This window comes from Enterobacter sp. T2, from assembly GCF_010692925.1.
In the GTDB taxonomy this organism is placed as follows: Bacteria; Pseudomonadota; Gammaproteobacteria; order Enterobacterales; family Enterobacteriaceae; genus Enterobacter; species Enterobacter kobei.
In genome coordinates this window covers 2,695,311-2,713,638 of the sequence record NZ_CP048736.1, presented here as the reverse complement: position 1 = coordinate 2,713,638, position 18,328 = coordinate 2,695,311, and the positions used below count along the sequence as shown (strand labels likewise).

General features: G+C 54.9%; 19 protein-coding genes and 2 pseudogenes. 13 read left to right on the top strand and 8 right to left on the bottom strand.

Annotated features, from left to right (window positions below; genetic code table 11):
• Position 1: 1 nt before the first annotated feature.
• From G0034_RS12990 to G0034_RS12985, 3 genes and pseudogenes are all read left to right on the top strand, one after another.
• Positions 2 to 1,075: pseudogene (locus G0034_RS12990) on the top strand (RHS repeat domain-containing protein); the annotation flags it as partial.
• The gene (locus tag G0034_RS23410; protein ID WP_255344243.1) at positions 1,052 to 1,471 is read left to right on the top strand and encodes an HNH/ENDO VII family nuclease; all 420 of its coding nucleotides are present in this window, start codon (positions 1,052 to 1,054) and stop codon (positions 1,469 to 1,471) included. The pseudogene G0034_RS12990 and the gene G0034_RS23410, both read left to right, overlap by 24 nt.
• A gap of 13 nt (positions 1,472 to 1,484) precedes the next feature.
• Positions 1,485 to 1,931 (top strand): SMI1/KNR4 family protein, encoded by a 447-nt coding sequence (locus G0034_RS12985; RefSeq protein ID WP_023330592.1) that lies wholly within the window; start codon positions 1,485 to 1,487, stop codon positions 1,929 to 1,931.
• Positions 1,932 to 2,233: 302 nt separating this feature from the next.
• On the opposite strand, the gene ychF is transcribed toward G0034_RS12985, so the two are convergent.
• Both ychF and pth read right to left on the bottom strand, forming a co-directional pair.
• Entirely contained in the window at positions 2,234 to 3,328 is a 1,095-nt protein-coding gene (gene ychF / locus G0034_RS12980) for a redox-regulated ATPase YchF (RefSeq protein ID WP_179120931.1), read from the bottom strand.
• Positions 3,329 to 3,454: 126 nt separating this feature from the next.
• On the bottom strand, positions 3,455 to 4,039 hold the full coding sequence (gene pth / locus G0034_RS12975) for an aminoacyl-tRNA hydrolase (protein WP_014884200.1): 585 nt from the start codon (positions 4,037 to 4,039) through the stop codon (positions 3,455 to 3,457).
• 274 nt (positions 4,040 to 4,313) lie between these two features.
• Between pth and ychH the strand changes: the two genes are divergently transcribed.
• Entirely contained in the window at positions 4,314 to 4,589 is a 276-nt protein-coding gene (gene ychH / locus G0034_RS12970) for a stress-induced protein YchH (RefSeq protein WP_008499505.1), read from the top strand.
• A 120-nt stretch (positions 4,590 to 4,709) separates the two neighbouring features.
• Positions 4,710 to 5,768: a MerR family transcriptional regulator gene (locus tag G0034_RS12965; protein ID WP_045134151.1), complete on the top strand. Its 1,059-nt coding sequence runs from the start codon at positions 4,710 to 4,712 to the stop codon at positions 5,766 to 5,768.
• Here G0034_RS12965 and dauA read toward each other — a convergent pair.
• The 4 genes from dauA to lolB all read right to left on the bottom strand — a co-directional run bounded on the left by dauA (position 5,754) and on the right by lolB (position 10,108).
• Entirely contained in the window at positions 5,754 to 7,433 is a 1,680-nt protein-coding gene (gene dauA / locus G0034_RS12960; RefSeq protein ID WP_179120930.1) for a C4-dicarboxylic acid transporter DauA, read from the bottom strand. The two genes, G0034_RS12965 and dauA, sit on opposite strands and share 15 nt — an antisense overlap.
• A 124-nt stretch (positions 7,434 to 7,557) precedes the next feature.
• On the bottom strand, positions 7,558 to 8,505 hold the full coding sequence (prs, locus tag G0034_RS12955) for a ribose-phosphate diphosphokinase (protein ID WP_003856663.1): 948 nt from the start codon (positions 8,503 to 8,505) through the stop codon (positions 7,558 to 7,560).
• Between the two features lie 125 nt (positions 8,506 to 8,630).
• On the bottom strand, positions 8,631 to 9,500 hold the full coding sequence (gene ispE, locus G0034_RS12950; protein ID WP_179120929.1) for a 4-(cytidine 5'-diphospho)-2-C-methyl-D-erythritol kinase: 870 nt from the start codon (positions 9,498 to 9,500) through the stop codon (positions 8,631 to 8,633).
• Complete coding sequence (gene lolB / locus G0034_RS12945; RefSeq protein WP_014884196.1) at positions 9,497 to 10,108, bottom strand: lipoprotein insertase outer membrane protein LolB; 612 nt, start codon at positions 10,106 to 10,108, stop codon at positions 9,497 to 9,499. Before lolB ends, ispE begins: the two co-directional genes overlap by 4 nt.
• A gap of 201 nt (positions 10,109 to 10,309) precedes the next feature.
• Between lolB and hemA the strand changes: the two genes are divergently transcribed.
• The 6 genes and pseudogenes from hemA (at position 10,310) to kdsA (ending at position 15,354) form a co-directional block, all read left to right on the top strand.
• Positions 10,310 to 11,566 carry a glutamyl-tRNA reductase gene (hemA, locus tag G0034_RS12940; RefSeq protein ID WP_008499512.1) on the top strand — a complete coding sequence of 419 codons (1,257 nt, stop codon included), beginning with the start codon at positions 10,310 to 10,312 and terminating at the stop codon, positions 11,564 to 11,566.
• A 41-nt stretch (positions 11,567 to 11,607) separates the two neighbouring features.
• Entirely contained in the window at positions 11,608 to 12,690 is a 1,083-nt protein-coding gene (prfA, locus tag G0034_RS12935) for a peptide chain release factor 1 (protein WP_014884195.1), read from the top strand.
• A complete protein-coding gene (prmC, locus tag G0034_RS12930) occupies positions 12,690 to 13,520 on the top strand; it encodes a peptide chain release factor N(5)-glutamine methyltransferase (protein ID WP_047344641.1) in 831 nt (276 codons plus the stop codon). The genes prfA and prmC overlap by 1 nt, the downstream gene beginning before the upstream one ends.
• 8 nt (positions 13,521 to 13,528) lie before the next feature.
• A pseudogene (locus tag G0034_RS12925) lies at positions 13,529 to 13,618 on the top strand (siroheme synthase); the annotation flags it as partial.
• Positions 13,619 to 13,653: 35 nt separating this feature from the next.
• Complete coding sequence (gene sirB1 / locus G0034_RS12920) at positions 13,654 to 14,463, top strand: invasion regulator SirB1 (RefSeq protein ID WP_008499515.1); 810 nt, start codon at positions 13,654 to 13,656, stop codon at positions 14,461 to 14,463.
• A 36-nt stretch (positions 14,464 to 14,499) separates the two neighbouring features.
• Entirely contained in the window at positions 14,500 to 15,354 is an 855-nt protein-coding gene (gene kdsA / locus G0034_RS12915) for a 3-deoxy-8-phosphooctulonate synthase (RefSeq protein ID WP_014884193.1), read from the top strand.
• A gap of 115 nt (positions 15,355 to 15,469) precedes the next feature.
• Here kdsA and chaA read toward each other — a convergent pair whose 3' ends face one another.
• Complete coding sequence (chaA, locus tag G0034_RS12910) at positions 15,470 to 16,570, bottom strand: sodium-potassium/proton antiporter ChaA (RefSeq protein ID WP_014884192.1); 1,101 nt, start codon at positions 16,568 to 16,570, stop codon at positions 15,470 to 15,472.
• Between the two features lie 269 nt (positions 16,571 to 16,839).
• Here chaA and chaB point away from each other — a divergent pair, with 269 nt between their 5' ends.
• Together chaB and G0034_RS12900 are read left to right on the top strand one after the other, a co-directional pair.
• Positions 16,840 to 17,070, top strand: a complete 231-nt coding sequence (gene chaB, locus G0034_RS12905) for a putative cation transport regulator ChaB (protein WP_014884191.1) — start codon at positions 16,840 to 16,842, stop codon at positions 17,068 to 17,070.
• Between the two features lie 178 nt (positions 17,071 to 17,248).
• Complete coding sequence (locus tag G0034_RS12900; protein WP_014884190.1) at positions 17,249 to 17,944, top strand: gamma-glutamylcyclotransferase; 696 nt, start codon at positions 17,249 to 17,251, stop codon at positions 17,942 to 17,944.
• A 30-nt stretch (positions 17,945 to 17,974) separates the two neighbouring features.
• Here the strand turns inward: G0034_RS12900 and G0034_RS12895 are convergent, their stop codons facing one another.
• Complete coding sequence (locus G0034_RS12895) at positions 17,975 to 18,214, bottom strand: DUF1883 domain-containing protein (protein WP_045135486.1); 240 nt, start codon at positions 18,212 to 18,214, stop codon at positions 17,975 to 17,977.
• Positions 18,215 to 18,328: the final 114 nt, after the last annotated feature.

Sequence of the window (18,328 nt, the reverse complement as noted above, 5' to 3'; positions counted from 1 at the left end):
TCTCAATAAGCTGTCGGTCTCCGACTTTGCCCGCGACGAACTCCACCGTGAAACCAGCCGCACCCAGGGGCTGCTGACCACCCGCAGCGAGTACGACCACCTTGGACGACTGCATCGCCGGGACGTCTTTACCGGCAATGCTCACCGCCCGTCGCCGCGCCGCTGGTCCCGCTGCTGGGATTACGATTACCGCAATAACCTGGTGCGGGAAGAGCGGGACGATAATCCGTTCAGCTGGTACCGCTGGCAGTACGACAGCGCCGGGCGCCTGCTGGTTCAGGACGGCTCGCTGCCCGGACAGGAGCAGTGGCGCTGGGATGCCGCCGGTAACCCGCTCGAAGGGGCTGCTGAGAAGGTCACGCATAACCGCCTGACGCAGCTGAACGGCATTCGCTGGCGTTATGACATTCACGGCCGCACCGTGGAGAAGGATAACGGCCAGACCCGGTGGCACTACCGCTACGACGGCGAGCACCGCCTGACGGAGGTCATCAGCCAGCCGCGGGATCGCAACAAACCGCAGACGCAGGTCAACTTCCGCTACGATCCGCTCGGACGACGGATCAGCAAAACGCGTCGCCAGATGCTGGGCGGGCAGCCAACCGGCAAGCCGGTCACTACCCGTTTTGTCTGGGAGGGGTTCCGCCTGCTGCAGGAAGTGCACGGGGATGTGCCGCTGACCTACGTCTACAGCGATCAGGACAGCTACGATCCGCTGGCGCGTATCGACGGCGTGGATGCCCCGGAAATCTTCTGGTTCCACTGTCAGCCCAACGGCACGCCGGAGCGGATGACGGATATCGAAGGGCAGGTGCGCTGGGACGCGGTGAACAGCGCCTGGGGCAAGCTGCTGCGGGAAAGCGAAACGCAGGTATCAGGATATTCTCAGAACCTGCGCATGCAGGGTCAATACCTGGATCGTGAGACAGGGCTGCACTACAATCTGTTCCGGTATTACGACCCGGACTGCGGACGGTTTACGCAGCAGGACCCGATAGGGCTGGCGGGGGGGATAAACCTTTACCAGTATGCGCCGAATGCGCTGGGGTGGGTGGATCCGTGGGGGTTGAGTAGGTGTTCATCCTCAGGTAAATATAAGCCTGGAACCATTCTGGGACGTACAGTCTATAAAAATACTGTTGATATACATCCAGGTGTCCCTAAGTCGGTTCATCCGTCAGTTCATCCTTCAATCAAAGCGAAAGTTAAGGATGGTTGGACAAATGTTGATTTGATGAAGAATGGCTATGCTCCGATTGGCACGGATGGAAAACAAGTTAACCTCCATCATGTTCTTGGACAAGAGCCTGGACCGATGGTGGAAATTCTTTCATCAACGCATAAGCTGTATCATAAGCAATTGCATGGATTAATTGAGAATGGTGGGAGTTTTAGAAATACTCCTGAACTTGATAGGCAGTACAACAGATTTAGAAGCGCGTATTGGAAGTTGAGATCATTGGATTTTTAATAGGGTGTAAAAGATGACTATCAAAACTGCAATTGAGCATTTAGATAAGAATGCTACAGACGAGGTGTTTTGGTTAGGCCCGGTTGATCTAGAGCAGATTGACATACTTGAAAATAATCTGGGTATTAAACTCCCACTTGATTTTAAAGAGTTCTTACATTTGGTTGGCGGCGGCGGTGTAATTGGAGAGGAGATCTCAGGAGTAGTTGATAACAATGCACTCGAAGAATCCGGAGGTGCTGTTTTTTATGATACAAATTATTGCCGGACTGAGTTCTCCCTTCCTGAAAACTATGCAGTTATCTATTTCAAAGATGACGAAGTTTGTTGGTGTATAGACTGTGGCGGCAAAACTTTTGGTCGAGTTATTAATTATGATCTGTTTTCCAGAAAAGAAACAAACACTTTAAACGCTTCGTTTTCTGAGTTTTTTGATAATTATGTGAAATTACGGACATGATTTTTTTTAAGTAAATTTTGATCTTTTCAATCAAGAGCTAACATTATAAGGTCTATGATGGAACTTGGGCCTTATAATGTAAATGGATCCCAAGAAACGGTGGCGTCATTCTTGCTAAATCTGAGTGTCTTGCCTCTCTTGAGGAGCGACTACGCGAGGATCCTTTTCAGAGGTTAAAGCTTGCGACTGTTGAGATCATTCCATTTGAACCCAGCATGAAAACAGAACTCCTGGAAAATGTGTTTTAACCCTCGAATAAAAAAATCCACGCCAAAGCGTGGATTTTCTTCATTCAAAACCAATCAAACGTTAAACAGGAAGTTCATCACATCGCCATCTTTAACAATGTAATCTTTCCCTTCCGCACGCATCTTGCCTGCTTCTTTCGCGCCTTGCTCACCCTTGTAGGTGATGAAGTCTTCAAACGCGATAGTCTGCGCGCGAATAAAACCTTTCTCGAAGTCGGTGTGGATCTTACCGGCTGCCTGAGGCGCAGTTGCACCCACAGGAATCGTCCAGGCACGGACTTCTTTCACGCCAGCGGTGAAGTAGGTCTGCAGGTTCAGCAGCTCATAACCCGCGCGAATTACGCGGTTCAGACCCGGCTCTTCCAGACCCAGCTCGGCCATGAACTCTTCACGGTCAGCGTCGTCCAGCTCGGCGATATCAGATTCAACGGCAGCGCATACCGCCACAACGACAGAACCTTCCGCCGCGGCGATTTCACGCACTTTGTCCAGATACGGGTTGTTCTCAAAACCGTCTTCATTAACGTTGGCGATGTACATGGTTGGCTTCAGGGTCAGGAAGCTCAGGTATTTGATCGCCGCCTTGTCTTCTTCAGTCAGGTTTTTCAGCGCGCGCAGCATGCCCGCGTTTTCCAGCTGTGGCAGACATTTTTCCAGCGCAGCCAGTTCCGCTTTCGCGTCTTTATCGCCGCCTTTGGCTTTCTTCTGCACGCGGTGAATCGCGCGTTCGCAGGTGTCGAGGTCAGAGAGCGCCAGCTCGGTGTTGATGACCTCGATGTCGTCAGCCGGATCCACTTTGTTGTTGACGTGGATGATGTTGTCGTTCTCGAAGCAGCGCACAACGTGGCCGATCGCTTCGGTTTCACGAATGTTGGTCAGGAACTGGTTACCCAGACCTTCACCTTTGGAGGCGCCTTTTACCAGGCCCGCGATGTCAACGAACTCCATGGTGGTCGGCAGAATGCGCTGTGGCTTCACGATCTCCGCGAGCTGGTCCAGACGCGGGTCGGGCAATGGCACAACCCCGGTGTTCGGTTCGATGGTACAGAACGGGAAGTTCGCCGCTTCGATACCCGCTTTGGTAAGCGCGTTAAACAGGGTGGATTTGCCCACGTTTGGCAGACCGACGATACCGCATTTGAATCCCATTTCTAAATCACCTTAATATCTTGATAATCAATCCGTTAACGATAACCGATTGATGAAAAGTAAATAACTCTGCCTATTATACACGTAACCCGCATCACGCGCGGTAAAAAAGCCGTATCGGGCGGATTATTGCGCTTTGAAAGCGTGCAGGCGGTTTGTCGCTTTGGTTAAGCCATCCTTCAGCCAAATTTCAGTGCAGCGCACCGCTTCGTCTACCGCCTCGTCAATCAGCTTCTGCTCAGAAACCGGGGGCTTACCTAACACAAAACCAACAACTTTGTTTTTATCGCCCGGATGGCCGATTCCTACGCGCAAACGGTGGAAATTCGGGTTATTGCCCAGCTTGCTGATAATATCTTTCAGACCGTTATGGCCCCCGTGCCCGCCGCCTAGTTTGAATTTTGCCACGCCGGGTGGGAGGTCCAGTTCATCGTGAGCCACCAGAATTTCATCCGGATTGATGCGATAAAACGTTGCCATTGCCGCCACGGCTTTACCGCTCAGGTTCATAAAGGTGGTGGGTACCAGCAGGCGCACATCTGCGCCAGCAAGGTTGATACGTGAGGTATAGCCGAAGAATTTAGGTTCTTCGCGCAGGGGAGCACGCAACCGCTCGGCCAGCAGATCAACATACCATGCCCCGGCATTGTGGCGAGTGGCCGCATATTCTGCGCCCGGGTTGGCGAGGCCGACAATCAGTTTAATCGTCACGATTCAATTCCTAATGGGTTCCAGATCTGGCGCGTAGTTTACTGTCTGGCGCGCCGCTTGACAAAATTCTGCAATCGTCACGGCGAAAGTCGAATAATTACTCATCTGAACAATTAGAATTTCAAGCTGTTCAACGCCTTATTTGTAAACTTTTGTTTGGGAGTTATCCGTAAATGTGATCATTCACGCAACTCATAAAAGGGGCGTTGTCTATACTTTACACACAAGGATTAGGGGCTTTTCCCCTGACAACCCAAAGTTCCGGAGGTGACACATGAAACGCAAAAACGCTTCGTTACTCGGTAACGTGCTGATGGGGTTGGGGCTGTTCGTGATGGTTGTCGGCGTGGGTTATTCAATTTTAAACCAATTGCCGCAGCTTGATCTCCCGCAATACTTCGCGCATGGCGCGGTACTGAGCATTTTCCTCGGTGCAGTATTGTGGCTTGCCGGGGCGCGCGTGAGCGGACATGAGGAAGTCTGCGATAAATACTGGTGGGTGCGCCATTATGATAAACGTTGTCGCAGGGATCAGCACAAGCACAGCTAGTACCTGATAAAGAACACCGAACGACTCCCGAGGGAGTCGTTTTTTTTTGCATGTAGTATTGACCCTCACGTAACGTAAGGCTCCAGAGTGGGTGCACTGGCAAAGTAAAAAGGAGCAATTATGTTGATTCAGGTGGGTGAGCTTGCGAAACGGGCCGGGATCACCGTGCGGACATTGCATCACTATGAGCAAACAGGGTTGTTGCTGCCTTCTGCCAGAAGTGCGGCAGGTTACCGGCTTTACAACCTGGCAGATGTCCAGCGTCTGCACATGATCCAGACGCTGGCAAAAGCGGGGCTGGAACTTGCTGAAATCAGGGATTTTCTGGAACAGGCGTCGCTGTCGTTAACCGAGTTACTCGATGCGCAAATCACGCTGTTGGATAAACAGCTTTGCAGCATACATACGCTGCGCGACCGGCTGGTGGAACTCCGCACCGGGCTTCGCGACGATGCGACGCCGGATCTGGAATCCTGGCTACAGACGCTGGAGTTAATGAATATGTACGATCGCTGGTTTAGCAAAGAAGAGTTACAGCAGCTGCCGTTTGCGGTGCAGAAGGAGGCACTGGCGGCTATCTGGTCAGGGCTGGTTACAGAGGCCAACATACTTCTGGAGCAACATATCCCCGTTACGGATGCGCGAGCCATGGAGCTGGCGACGCGCTGGATGGAACGCCTGGAGCAGGACACGGCGGGCAAGCCGGAGTTTCTTACCCGGCTGAACGAAATGCACAGCGTTGAGCCGCAAATGCAGGCGCAGACTGGCATCACGCCGGAGATGACGGAGTACATTACCCGGGCGTTTGCTGAATCTAAGCTCAACATATGGGAGAAGTATCTCACCGCCGAAGAGATGGCCTTTACCAGGGCACACTACTTTGACCGCATGATGGAGTGGCCGCCGCTGGTGGCGAAACTGCATCAGGCGCAGCGGAAAAGTATCGATCCTGCCTGTGAGGAGGCGCAAAAGCTGGCTGAAAACTGGCTGGCGTTATTCCAGTCGTATGCGGGAACAAACCCGGAAACCCAGCAAAAGTTTCGCGCGGCCATGCAGCAGGAGCCGCAGCTGATGAAAGGAACATGGATGTCGCCTGCTGTGCTTGCATGGCTCCAGCAGGCCATCGGGATAATGATGCAGAGACGTTTCTCCGCATCAGGTGAATCACAGATCCGCTAACGCCGCTTCCCGGTTAGGGTAGAAAGAGAGTCGGCCAGGGATCGGCTGTACGCCCGCGCGCGCCATGGTGCGCAGCGGCTGGAATTCCAGGTTACTCACCCGCAGCTCGCAGCCTTCCGGCAGACGTTGTACGAAGCGCTGGAAGGCGTCCAGGCCACCGGCATCCAGCACCGGTACGGCATCCCATTTCAATACCACAATCCGTTTGCCCGCGATGCGGGTTTCCAGTTCGCTGAACAGGCCTTCCGCCGCGGCGAAGAACAGCGGGCCAATTACGCGCAGCACCAGCACATCATCAAGCACCTCTACGTTGACCGGCGAAAGGCGCGTCATCTGTGCAATGCGGCGCATAAACAGCAGGGAAGCCAGCACGATCCCGACGCTGATGGCGATAACCATATCGAACAGCACCGTCAGCGACATACAGATCAACATTACGATGATGTCGTCTTTTGGTGCACGACGCAGCAGGTTGACCACCTTATGCGCCTCACTCATGTTCCAGGCCACCATCAGCAGCAGCGCGGCCATAGCGGAAAGCGGCAGCCAGGAGAGCAGGGGGGCAAGGATCAGCAGAGCGAGGATCACCAGCACGGAGTGGATAACCGCCGAAACGGGGGAGGTTGCTCCCGCGCGCACGTTCGCCGCTGAACGGGCGATGGCTGCCGTTGCGGTAATACCGCCAAAGAACGGGGCGATGAGATTGCCTAACCCCTGACCGACCAGTTCGCTGTTGGCTTTATGTTTGGTGCCGGTCATGCCGTCGAGCACGACGGCACAGAGCAGCGATTCAATGGCCCCCAGCATTGCCATAGAGAATGCGGCGGGAAGCAAGGCGCGCAGGGAATCCCAGCTTAAGGTAAAGCTGGAGCCAGGCATGTCCCACGGCAGTACCAGTTGCGGTAACAGTTGCGGAATGCCGCTACCCTGAGAACCGTCCGCCAGCACATAGTGGAACTGCGAGCCGATCGTCGCGACATGACCACCGAACATATTGACGATTGCCATTACTGCGCAACCCAGCAGCAGCGCGGGAAGGTGACCCGGCAGACGAATCCCTAAACGAGGCCAGACGATCAGCGTACCCAGCGTCACAATCCCGATGGCGGCGTCGCCCAGGTTGGCCGTAGGCAGTGCCATAAACAGCGCGCCCACTTTTTGCAGATAATGTTCCGGTACGTGAGGCATCTGCAGACCGAGAAAATCTTTGATCTGCATGGTTCCGATGGTGATCCCGATCCCTGAGGTGAACCCGAGCGTGACGGAAAGGGGAATGTACTCAATCAGGCGGCCAAAGCGGGCCAGGCCAAAGAGAATCAAAAACAGGCCTGACATCAGGGTGGCAACCAGCAGGCCTGCAAGACCAAACTGTTGCGAAACCGGGTAGAGGATCACCACAAAAGCGGCGGTCGGGCCAGAGACGCTGAAGCGTGAACCACCGGTCAGGGCGATGACAATCCCGGCAACGGCCGAGGTGTAGAGGCCGTACTGTGGTGCAACGCCGCTACCAATCGCCAGCGCCATCGCCAGCGGTATGGCGATAATGCCGACGGTGATCCCGGCAATCAGGTCACTGACAAAACGTGACGAGGTGTACTTCTCTTTCCAGCAAGCGTCGATGAGGGCGCGAAAGGGCAGAACATGTGAGGAGGCTACGTTTTTCACAATTATCTATCATCCGAGTGCGCATCATCTGTCATATGAATGGCAGGTGAAGGAGGCATTAATCATACAAATAAAACCTAAAGACAAAAAAACCCGCCGCAGCGGGTTTTTCGGCCGTGTTCGATTAGTGTTCGAACATTGCAGAGATGGATTCTTCGTTGCTGATACGACGAATCGCTTCGGCCAGCATCCCGGACAGGGTCAAGGTACGCACGTTTGGCAGTGCCTTGATCTCGTCGCTCAGTGGAATGGTATCGCATACCACAACTTCGTCAATGACGGAGTTACGCAGGTTGTTCACCGCATTACCGGAGAAGATCGGGTGAGTTGCGTAAGCAAATACGCGTTTCGCACCACGTTCTTTCAGCGCTTCAGCGGCTTTACACAGCGTGCCACCGGTATCGATCATATCGTCAACCAGCACGCAGTCGCGGCCAGCAACGTCACCGATGATGTGCATCACCTGAGAAACGTTAGCGCGTGGACGACGTTTGTCGATGATCGCCATGTCGGTATCGTTCAGCAGCTTAGCGATAGCACGGGCACGTACCACGCCGCCGATGTCCGGAGAAACCACGATCGGGTTGTCCAGGTTCAGCTGCAGCATGTCTTCCAGCAGGATTGGGCTGCCGAATACGTTATCAACCGGGACGTCGAAGAAGCCCTGGATCTGCTCTGCGTGCAGGTCAACGGTCAGTACGCGGTCAACGCCGACGCTGGAGAGGAAATCAGCAACGACTTTAGCGGTAATTGGCACACGCGCGGAACGGACGCGACGGTCCTGACGGGCATAGCCGAAGTAAGGGATTACAGCAGTGATACGGCCTGCGGAAGCGCGACGCAGCGCGTCGACCATAACAACCAGTTCCATCAGGTTGTCATTCGTTGGAGCACAGGTGGACTGGATGATGAAAATATCACCACCGCGTACATTTTCGTTAATTTGTACGCTGACTTCGCCGTCGCTAAAGCGACCTACAGCGGCGTCGCCGAGGGAAGTGTACAGGCGGTTGGCAATACGTTGTGCTAGTTCCGGGGTGGCGTTACCAGCAAAAAGCTTCATATCAGGCACGAGAAGAACCTCAGGCATGCGTCCAGTGGTGGATAGCGTTCGCCGCAAACTGTGCGGGCCAGGCGAAGGCTATCCAGGCGGTGTATTAAAGAGCGCGATGCAACGTCTGGAACAGGGTGACGTTGTCACCGAAACTCAGTCTGCGCCAGAATGGCCTGCTGTAGAGGGGAGATGTTCATCCCACGCGCTACAAAACCATGCAGCCAATCCGGCGCTTGCTCAAGCACCTGACGAGCGGCGGATTCGGTGTCAAATTCAGCAAAGACACAGGCCCCTGTACCAGTCAGGCGCGACGGCGCGTATTCTAACAGCCAGGAAAGCACCGCATCAACCTCGCGAAAACGTTTTCTTGCGATATCCTCGCAATCGTTGCTGAATTCACAATTTAATAACGTTTCTATTGACCGAATCGGGGTATTTCTTTTCAGGTCAGGATCTTTAAAGATGACCGGGGTCGGAATGCTCACGCCGGGGTGAGCAACCAGATACCATTTTTCCGGCGGGTTGACCGGGGAGAGGATTTCCCCCACGCCCTCGGCAAAGGCCGCATGACCGCGAACAAACACCGGAACATCCGCGCCCAGTGTCAAGCCCAGGGCGGCCAGTTCGTCCTGCGACAGCCCGCAGCCCCAGAGGTGATTCAGGGCAACCAGCACCGTGGCGGCGTTAGATGAGCCGCCGCCCAGACCGCCGCCCATCGGCAGGCGCTTCTCTATACTGATGTCCGCACCGATTCCCGCGGGCAGCCGCCCCGACGACGCCGCCGCTTTCATCAGCAGGCGCGCGGCACGCACAATCAGGTTGTCTTCATGCGCCACGCCTTCGACCGGCGTCAGGAGGCAAATCTGCCCGTCCTGACGCGGCTCAATGGCGATCGTGTCGCCATAGTCAATAAACTGAAACAGCGTTTGCAGGGTATGGTAGCCGTCAGCACGCTGACCGGTGATATATAAAAACAGGTTCAGTTTTGCCGGAGAAGGCCAGTGGGTCATCATTTAACGATCCAGTTATCCATTTTGAGCTTGATGCGCTGGCTGCCCTGTGTCAGCTCCATATTTGATGGCAGCGATGGTTTACTCTTGCTGTCATAGTCGTTGTATACCACTTTCCAGGTTTTGCCATTCTGGGTGTAGTTGACCTGGCTCAGACGGTATTGATCGTCCAGGGTGTAGTCGGTGGCGTCACCCGGCAGGCCGAGGATCCACTGGCGCAGGCTGTTCAGCGGGATCGGCATCCCGGTCAGCTTGCCAATCATCTCTTCGGCATCGGTCGCGGTGTAGTGCTGGCCTTTATTGTCGGTGATCTGCGCTTCGCCCGGTTTGGCGATAAGCTCCAGTTCGGTGCTGCCGAGCGGGTTCAGCAGCAGCAGGCGATAGTTGTCCTGCCCGGTTTGCTGCCAGAAGAAACGCGCATACACTTTTTGTTCATCAGAGAGATAGGCGAAGGCGCCGCGGGTCTGATACTGGCTCAAATTGCGGACGTCCTGCTGGTGCTGACGCCACTGCGGTGAATCAGGGCTTTTGCCCGGGCCTTTTGGTTGGGTGACAGTACATGCGGTCAGAACCAGTGCCGCCAGAGGCAGCAGGCGAATCAGTCGGGTCATAATGAGGACAAATCCTTGAGATACGTTGCAGTTATAACTGTTAATGCTAGCGTCCCGCAGTCCCACCGTCTACGTTCAAATTATCTCAAAGCAATGCGTAAGCTATTACTCCGAAAGGAGGCGGTCTCTTTTATTGATCTCGCGCATCCTGTATGATGCGTCCTGCTAACCTTATTAACGCTGGTACTACTCCCGCTCAACATGACCCTATTAGCACTCGGTATTAACCACAAAACGGCCCCGGTTTCGCTGCGAGAACGCGTTACGTTTTCGCCGGATACGCTTGACCTGGCGCTGGACAGCCTGCTTGCCCAACCGATGGTGCAAGGGGGCGTGGTGCTCTCGACGTGCAACCGTACCGAGCTGTATTTAAGCGTGGAAGAGCAGGATAACCTGCATGAAGCGCTGATCCGCTGGTTATGTGACTACCACAATCTCAACGAAGACGAGCTGCGTAATAGCCTGTACTGGCATCAGGACAATGATGCGGTCAGCCATCTGATGCGCGTCGCCAGCGGTCTGGATTCACTGGTGCTGGGCGAGCCGCAGATTCTCGGTCAGGTGAAAAAAGCCTTTGCGGATTCGCAAAAAGGGCATTTGAAGGCCAGTGAACTGGAGCGTATGTTCCAGAAGTCGTTCTCCGTGGCGAAGCGTGTGCGAACCGAAACCGACATTGGTGCCAGTGCGGTTTCTGTTGCTTTCGCAGCCTGCACCCTTGCACGTCAAATCTTTGAGTCCCTTTCCACCGTCACCGTGATGCTGGTCGGCGCGGGCGAAACCATCGAACTTGTGGCGCGCCATCTGCGCGAGCATAAAGTGAAAAAGATGATTATCGCGAACCGCACCCGCGAACGTGCGCAGGTTCTGGCGGATGAGGTGGGCGCAGAAGTGGTTGCGCTGAGCGACATCGATGAACGTCTGAAAGAGGCGGACATTATTATCAGTTCTACCGCCAGCCCGCTGCCAATCATCGGTAAAGGGATGGTGGAACGCGCGCTGAAGTCGCGTCGAAATCAGCCGATGCTGCTGGTGGATATCGCCGTCCCGCGTGATGTTGAACCGGAAGTCGGTAAACTGGCGAACGCCTATCTTTACAGCGTTGACGACCTGCAAAGCATCATTTCGCACAACCTCGCTCAGCGTAAAGCGGCGGCGGTACAGGCGGAAACCATTGTTGAGCAGGAAACCAGCGAGTTTATGGCCTGGCTGCGCGCGCAAAGCGTCAGCGAGACCATCCGCGAGTATCGCGGGCAGGCGGAGCAGGTGCGTGATGACCTGACTGCCAAAGCGTTAGCGGCCCTTGAACAGGGCGGCGACGCACAGGCTATTATGCAGGATCTGGCGTGGAAACTGACCAACCGCCTGATCCATGCACCAACCAAATCTCTTCAACAGGCAGCCCGTGACGGGGATGATGAACGCCTGACTATTCTGCGCAACAGCCTCGGGCTGGAATAGCGCCCTATACCCATTTTCTAAGACAAGGTGCACTTACGCCTATGAAGCCTTCTATCGTCGCTAAACTGGAAGCTCTGCACGAGCGCCATGAAGAAGTCCAGGCGCTGCTCGGGGATGCCGGGACCATTGCGGACCAGGAACGTTTTCGCGCACTCTCGCGTGAGTACGCGCAGTTAAGTGATGTTTCTAAATGCTTTACCGACTGGCGACAGGTTCAGGAAGACATCGAAACCGCGCAGATGATGCTCGACGATCCTGAAATGCGCGAGATGGCGCAGGAAGAGTTACAGGATGCGAAAGCGCGTTCTGAAGAGATGGAGCAACAGCTTCAGGTGCTGCTGCTGCCAAAAGATCCGGACGACGAGCGTAACGCGTTTGTGGAAGTCCGCGCCGGTACCGGCGGTGATGAAGCGGCGCTGTTTGCCGGGGATCTGTTCCGCATGTACAGCCGCTACGCTGAATCGCGTCGCTGGCGCGTGGAAATCATGAGCGCTAACGACGGCGAGCATGGTGGCTATAAAGAGGTTATCGCCAAGATCAGCGGCGACGGCGTGTATGGTCGTCTGAAGTTTGAATCTGGCGGTCATCGCGTGCAGCGCGTGCCTGCTACGGAATCTCAGGGGCGTATTCATACCTCTGCCTGTACAGTGGCGGTGATGCCAGAGCTGCCGGAAGCGGAATTGCCGGACATCAACCCGGCGGACCTGCGCATCGACACCTTCCGCTCCTCTGGTGCGGGCGGCCAGCACGTTAACACCACCGATTCCGCTATCCGTATTACTCACCTGCCAACAGGTATTGTGGTGGAGTGTCAGGACGAGCGTTCGCAGCATAAAAACAAAGCCAAAGCCTTGTCCGTGCTGGGTGCGCGTATCCACGCGGCCGAAATGGCGAAACGCCAGCAGGCGGAAGCATCGACGCGTCGTAACCTGCTGGGCAGCGGCGATCGCAGCGACCGTAACCGTACCTACAACTTCCCACAGGGCCGCGTGACCGACCACCGCATTAACCTGACGCTTTACCGTCTGGACGAGGTGATGGAAGGGAAGCTGGATATGCTGATTGAGCCTATCGTGCAGGAATACCAGGCCGACCAGCTGGCGGCGCTGTCCGAGCAGGAATAATGGATTTTCAGCGCTGGTTACGTGAGGCCGCCGGTGAGCTTTCCGCAAGCGAAAGCCCAAAACGCGACGCCGAAATTTTGCTGGAGCATGTAACGGGTAAAGCCCGTACGTATCTGCTGGCATTCGGTGAGACGCCACTGACCGCTGAGCAGCAAGCGCAGCTCGCTACGCTGCTTGCCCGCCGTAAAAACGGTGAGCCGGTGGCGCATCTTGTCGGTGAACGTGAGTTCTGGTCGCTCCCGCTTTATGTCTCAGCGGCAACGCTGATTCCACGCCCGGATACCGAATGTCTGGTGGAGCAGGCGCTGGCGCGTTTGCCGGCTGCGGCCAGCCGCATTCTCGATCTCGGAACAGGAACGGGTGCTATCGCGCTGGCGCTTGCCAGCGAGCGTCCGGATTGTGATGTGACGGCAGTGGATGTGATGCCTGACGCGGTGACCCTGGCGCAGCGTAACGTGGCGCGTCTTGGGCTGACTAACGTGACCGTGCTGCAAAGCAGCTGGTTTAGCGCGCTGGAGACTCGCTCGTTCGAGATGATCGTCAGTAACCCGCCGTATATTGACGAGCACGACCCGCACCTTGCGCAGGGCGATGTTCGTTTCGAGCCATTGTCGGCGCTGGTTGCGGCTAACGCAGGGTTAGCCGATCTTGATCACATAGTGACAACGTCACGGCAACATTTACTTCCCGGCGGCTGGCTGCTGGTGGAACATGGCTGGACGCAGGGGGAAGCCGTACGTGCGCTGTTTACGCAAGCGGGTTATACCGCAGTGGAAACCTGCCGCGACCACGGCGGTAATGAACGGTTGACGCTAGGCCAGTGGGCATGAAGCAAGGCTATCTGCCATTTACTGATAAAGGCGTAAGGCTGACTGAAAGGCGGTTTGGCGTTATCATCTACATTGTTTTGAGTTTTATCGCGCCCGGGGGTAGCTGTACGTTCGGGCGTTACTGGGGTAAGTCATGAAGTCCTTAGCCGATTTCGAATTTAATAAAGTGCCGCTTTGCGATGGCATGATCCTGATTTCGGAGATGATACGCGACGATTTTACGTCGCAGTACGTTTACGATGAACTGGAGAATCTGGTCAGCCTGGCGCGTGAAGAGATCAATCAGGCGCGCCCGCAGGACTGGCAATTAGAGAAGCTGCTTGAGCTTTTCTACGGCGAATGGGGTTTCTGCGACACGCGTGGCGTGTATCGCCTGTCTGACGCATTATGGCTGGACCAGGTCTTAAAAAACCGTCAGGGCAGCGCCGTTGCGCTGGGCTCTATTTTGCTGTGGGTCGCGCACCGTCTTGATATTCCACTGGTGCCGGTCATTTTCCCGACGCAGATGATCCTGCGGGCGGAGTGGCTGGACGGCGAGATGTGGCTCATTAATCCGTTTAACGGCGATACGCTGGATGAGCATACGCTGGACGTCTGGCTGAAGGGCAACATCAGCCCGGTCGCCGAGCTCTTTAACGAAGATCTCGACGAGGCCGATAACGCCGAAGTGATCCGCAAGCTGCTGGATACGCTGAAATCAGCGCTGATGGAAGAGCGTCAGATGGAGCTTGCCTTGCGTGCCAGCGAAGTGCTGCTGCAGTTTAATCCGGAAGATCCCTACGAAATTCGCGACCGCGGGCTTATCTATGCCCAGCTCGACTGCGAACACGTTGCGCTGAACGATCTGAGCTATTTCGTTGAGCAGTGCCCGGAAGATCCGATTAGCGAAATGATTCGCGCGCAGATCAACGCGATCTCGCACAAACAAATTACACTGCATTAATCTTAATTCCGATTCACACCTGAATAAGGCGATCCTATGAAACAAAAAGTGGTTAGCATTGGTGATATCAAGGTAGCAAACGACCTGCCGTTCGTGCTGTTTGGCGGTATGAACGTGCTGGAATCCCGCGATCTCGCCATGCGTATCTGCGAGCACTACGTGACCGTGACCCAGAAGCTGGGCATCCCGTATGTGTTTAAGGCCTCTTTTGACAAAGCCAACCGCTCCTCCATTCACTCTTACCGTGGCCCGGGCCTGGAAGAGGGCATGAAGATTTTCCAGGAGCTGAAACAGACGTTTGGCGTGAAAGTGATCACCGATGTGCATGAGTCCTGGCAGGCACAGCCTGTAGCGGACGTGGTAGACGTGATCCAGCTTCCGGCATTCCTGGCCCGTCAGACGGACCTGGTGGAAGCGATGGCGAAAACCGGCGCGGTCATCAACGTGAAAAAACCACAGTTCGTGAGCCCTGGCCAGATGGGGAACATTGTCGACAAGTTTATCGAAGGCGGCAATGACAAGGTTATCCTGTGCGACCGTGGTGCAAACTTCGGTTATGACAACCTGGTCGTGGATATGCTGGGCTTCAGCGTGATGAAGAACGTCTCTAACCAGTCTCCGGTGATCTTCGACGTGACTCACGCCCTGCAGTGCCGTGACCCGTTTGGTGCCGCGTCTGGCGGTCGTCGTGCGCAGGTAACCGAGCTGGCGCGCGCCGGTATGGCAACGGGTCTGGCGGGTCTGTTCATTGAAGCGCACCCGGATCCGGCTAACGCGAAATGCGATGGTCCGTCCGCACTGCCGCTGGATAAGCTGGAGCCGTTCCTGAAGCAGATCAAAGCGATTGACGATCTGGTGAAGAACTTCGACGAGCTGGATACCAGCAACTAATAAAAAAACCCGCTTCGGCGGGTTTTTTTATAGGACATATTGCCGGGTGGCGCTGCGCTTACCCGGCCTACAAAACCTGTAGGAACTGCAAGCGAAGCGCTGCTGGGCAAAGAGGCTAGGCAAATATCGTCATCAGGTACGCCACAAACAGCGCCATATGTGCCGCGCCGTTCAGCACGTTGGTGCGTCCGGTGGAGAAGGAGATCTGGCACAGCAGCAGCGAGGCCACCATCACAATCATCTCCGGCGCGCCCAGCGCAAACTGCAGTTCGTTCCCCGTCATAAAGGCAATCAGCGTCACCACCGGTACGGTGAGTGATATGGTCGCCAGCACGGAGCCGAAGAACAGGTTCATTGCACGCTGCACCTGATTGTTCAACACCGCTTTCAGCGCCCCCAGTCCTTCAGGGGACAGGATCAGCAGCGCCACCAGGAAACCGGTAAAGGCCACCGGGGCGTTCAGCTCGGTCAACAGCGTCTCCAGCGGGTTGGCATTCATTTTGGTGACCGCAATGACCGCAATCAGATGCACGATCAGCCAAACCGTGTGCCACACACTGCTGTGTGCTGACGGCTTACCGTGGTGCGGGTCATCGTCGTCGCCGTCATCTTCATGTTCGTATACAAACAGGCTCTGGTGCGTTTTGGTCTGAATCAGCAGGAACACGCCGTACATGGCTGCGGAAATCAGCGCGACCAGCAGCGCCTGACCGGTGGAGAAGTTTGCACCTGGCAGCGCCATCGGGAAGACCAGCACGATAATTGCCAGCGGGAAGAGGGCAATCAGGTACTGTTTAATACCAAACAGGTTCATGTACTGGGTCGCAAATTTACGCCCGCCCAGTAACAGCGAGAAGCCCACCAGGCCGCCTGTCACAATCATAATGATGGAGTAGAGGGTATCGCGCATCAGCGTCGGGGCAGCATCGCCGGTCGCCATAAGCGCGGAAATCAGGCTGACTTCGAGAATAACAACGGAAAGACTCAGAATTAACGAACCGTACGGCTCGCCCAGACGGTGGGCTAATACGTCCGCATGGCGAACGACGCTAAATGCGCTGGTTAAAATACCGACCAGGGCAAGAATATTGATACCAACCACCACTGGCAGTGACTGACTGCTTCCCCAGAAGAGCAGCACAGCCAGTGCCAGAACCGGGAAAATGAGTGACGTCTCCTTGTGGCGGGTCTTTACCGCCTCGTGTGTTGCTGTCATGTGCTTCTCCATCAATGCAGGTGCTTGTAATTATAGATAGATTTTAAGGAGATTAAATTAACAGAAATCTGTTAAATACCTTCTAATTTTTACTTAATTTTACCCTTTGTGATGTTTTTATTCTTTGAAGTCTATAATGCCATATCTCTCATAAATAAATATTAAATAACAACGAATTATAATTTTAATTTACTCATTAATTATTGTTGGGTGGCACCATGGCATATCGTCGTCCACACTTATCTCTTTACCGAAAAGAGAGGTTAGTGATGCCCTACAAAACGAAACGCGAATTACCTGATAACGTGAAAAATGTCCTGCCTGAACACGCGCAGGATATCTACAAGGAAGCGTTTAACAGCGCCTGGGATCAGTACAAAGATAAAGACGATCGCCGGGATGATGCCAGCCGGGAAGAGACGGCGCATAAGGTCGCCTGGGCCGCAGTTAAACATGACTACGAGAAAGGAGACGATGATAAATGGCATAAAAAGAAATAGCCGTGAAATAATTCGCTGCCTTCATTTTGACTTTTCAGGCGGTTGAACTTCCGTTGTATTGCAACTGGTCCGCTAATTGCTTATCGTTATTTCACTGCTGGCAAAATGACCAGAGAAAAAATGCCGGGAAGGCGCATTACAGATGTCGCAAGGAAGCATGCAGTGGCGGAGGTGTAAAGTGTTAACGCGTGATTTCTTAATGAAGGCAGATTGTAAGACGGCATTTGGTGCTATTGAGGAATCGCTTCTCTGGTCAGCTGAACAACGTGCGGCGTCGCTTGCTGCCACGCTTGCCTGCCGCCCGGATGATGGCCCGGTATGGATTTTTGGCTACGGTTCGCTGATGTGGAACCCGGCTCTGGAATTTGTCGAATCGGCAACGGGAACGCTGCCTGGCTGGCACCGCGCATTTTGTCTGCGCCTGACGGCCGGACGCGGCAGTGCGTGTCAGCCTGGTCGCATGCTTGCACTGAAAGAGGGCGGACGCACCACGGGCGTGGCGTATCGCCTCCCGGATGCCACGCTCGAAGAGGAGCTGACGCTGCTCTGGAAGCGCGAGATGATCACCGGCTGCTATATGCCGAGCTGGTGCAAGCTGGAGCTTGACGATGGACGTACCGTCAATGCGCTGGTGTTTATTATGGATCCACGCCATCCGCTGTATGAAGCGGATACCCGCACGCAGGTCATCGCCCCGTTGATTGCCGCCGCCAGCGGGCCGCTGGGCACCAACGCGCAGTATCTCTTCTCCCTCGATCAGGAGCTGACCCGCCTCGGTATGAAGGACGATTGTCTGAATGAGCTGGTGGTAAAGGTGAGGGCGCTGCTGGAAGGGAACCCTGTCAACAGCTCGCTGCGACCGGGTTTTGCCTGATAATACGCCCGGCTGGCCGGGCGTTTACTCTTATGCTGCCACGTAGCTGACGGAATGCTCCAGCGACTGACTGTGGCTGTCGATCAGCACATCCCATGTGCCGGTATACGGCACGGTAAGCCACGCTTTATCATCCTGCACGGTCAGAATATCCGCCTGGGATTGCTTTTGCGCTTTTGAACTCATGAGATGTATGCGGCAGCGTTCTGAGCAACGCACCACTACCGTATCCCCGCCGAACAGTTTCAAACTTGTTTTTACCCGTGCCATTTTTTACCCCGTAGTCTTAAACAACGCTCTCCCTGCAGCCATATCCGAGCGTGATGTTGTTCACAATTCACTCGTTGCATAACACCAAAGGGGGAGAGTCGGGATGCTGATTTT

Bases quoted from the DNA above. Each gene is read 5' to 3' on its own strand.
- ychF (WP_179120931.1), bottom strand. From the start codon at position 3,328: ATGGGATTCAAATGCGGTATCGTCGGTCTGCCAAACGTGGGCAAATCC.
- lolB (WP_014884196.1), bottom strand. From the start codon at position 10,108: ATGACCCGACTGATTCGCCTGCTGCCTCTGGCGGCACTGGTTCTGACC.
- chaA (WP_014884192.1), bottom strand. From the start codon at position 16,570: ATGACAGCAACACACGAGGCGGTAAAGACCCGCCACAAGGAGACGTCA.
- prfA (WP_014884195.1), top strand. From the start codon at position 11,608: ATGAAGCCTTCTATCGTCGCTAAACTGGAAGCTCTGCACGAGCGCCAT.
- G0034_RS12895 (WP_045135486.1), bottom strand. From the start codon at position 18,214: ATGGCACGGGTAAAAACAAGTTTGAAACTGTTCGGCGGGGATACGGTA.
- ispE (WP_179120929.1), bottom strand. From the start codon at position 9,500: ATGATGACCCACTGGCCTTCTCCGGCAAAACTGAACCTGTTTTTATAT.
- chaB (WP_014884191.1), top strand. From the start codon at position 16,840: ATGCCCTACAAAACGAAACGCGAATTACCTGATAACGTGAAAAATGTC.
- kdsA (WP_014884193.1), top strand. From the start codon at position 14,500: ATGAAACAAAAAGTGGTTAGCATTGGTGATATCAAGGTAGCAAACGAC.
- ychH (WP_008499505.1), top strand. From the start codon at position 4,314: ATGAAACGCAAAAACGCTTCGTTACTCGGTAACGTGCTGATGGGGTTG.
- G0034_RS12985 (WP_023330592.1), top strand. From the start codon at position 1,485: ATGACTATCAAAACTGCAATTGAGCATTTAGATAAGAATGCTACAGAC.
- prmC (WP_047344641.1), top strand. From the start codon at position 12,690: ATGGATTTTCAGCGCTGGTTACGTGAGGCCGCCGGTGAGCTTTCCGCA.
- G0034_RS12965 (WP_045134151.1), top strand. From the start codon at position 4,710: ATGTTGATTCAGGTGGGTGAGCTTGCGAAACGGGCCGGGATCACCGTG.
- sirB1 (WP_008499515.1), top strand. From the start codon at position 13,654: ATGAAGTCCTTAGCCGATTTCGAATTTAATAAAGTGCCGCTTTGCGAT.
- hemA (WP_008499512.1), top strand. From the start codon at position 10,310: ATGACCCTATTAGCACTCGGTATTAACCACAAAACGGCCCCGGTTTCG.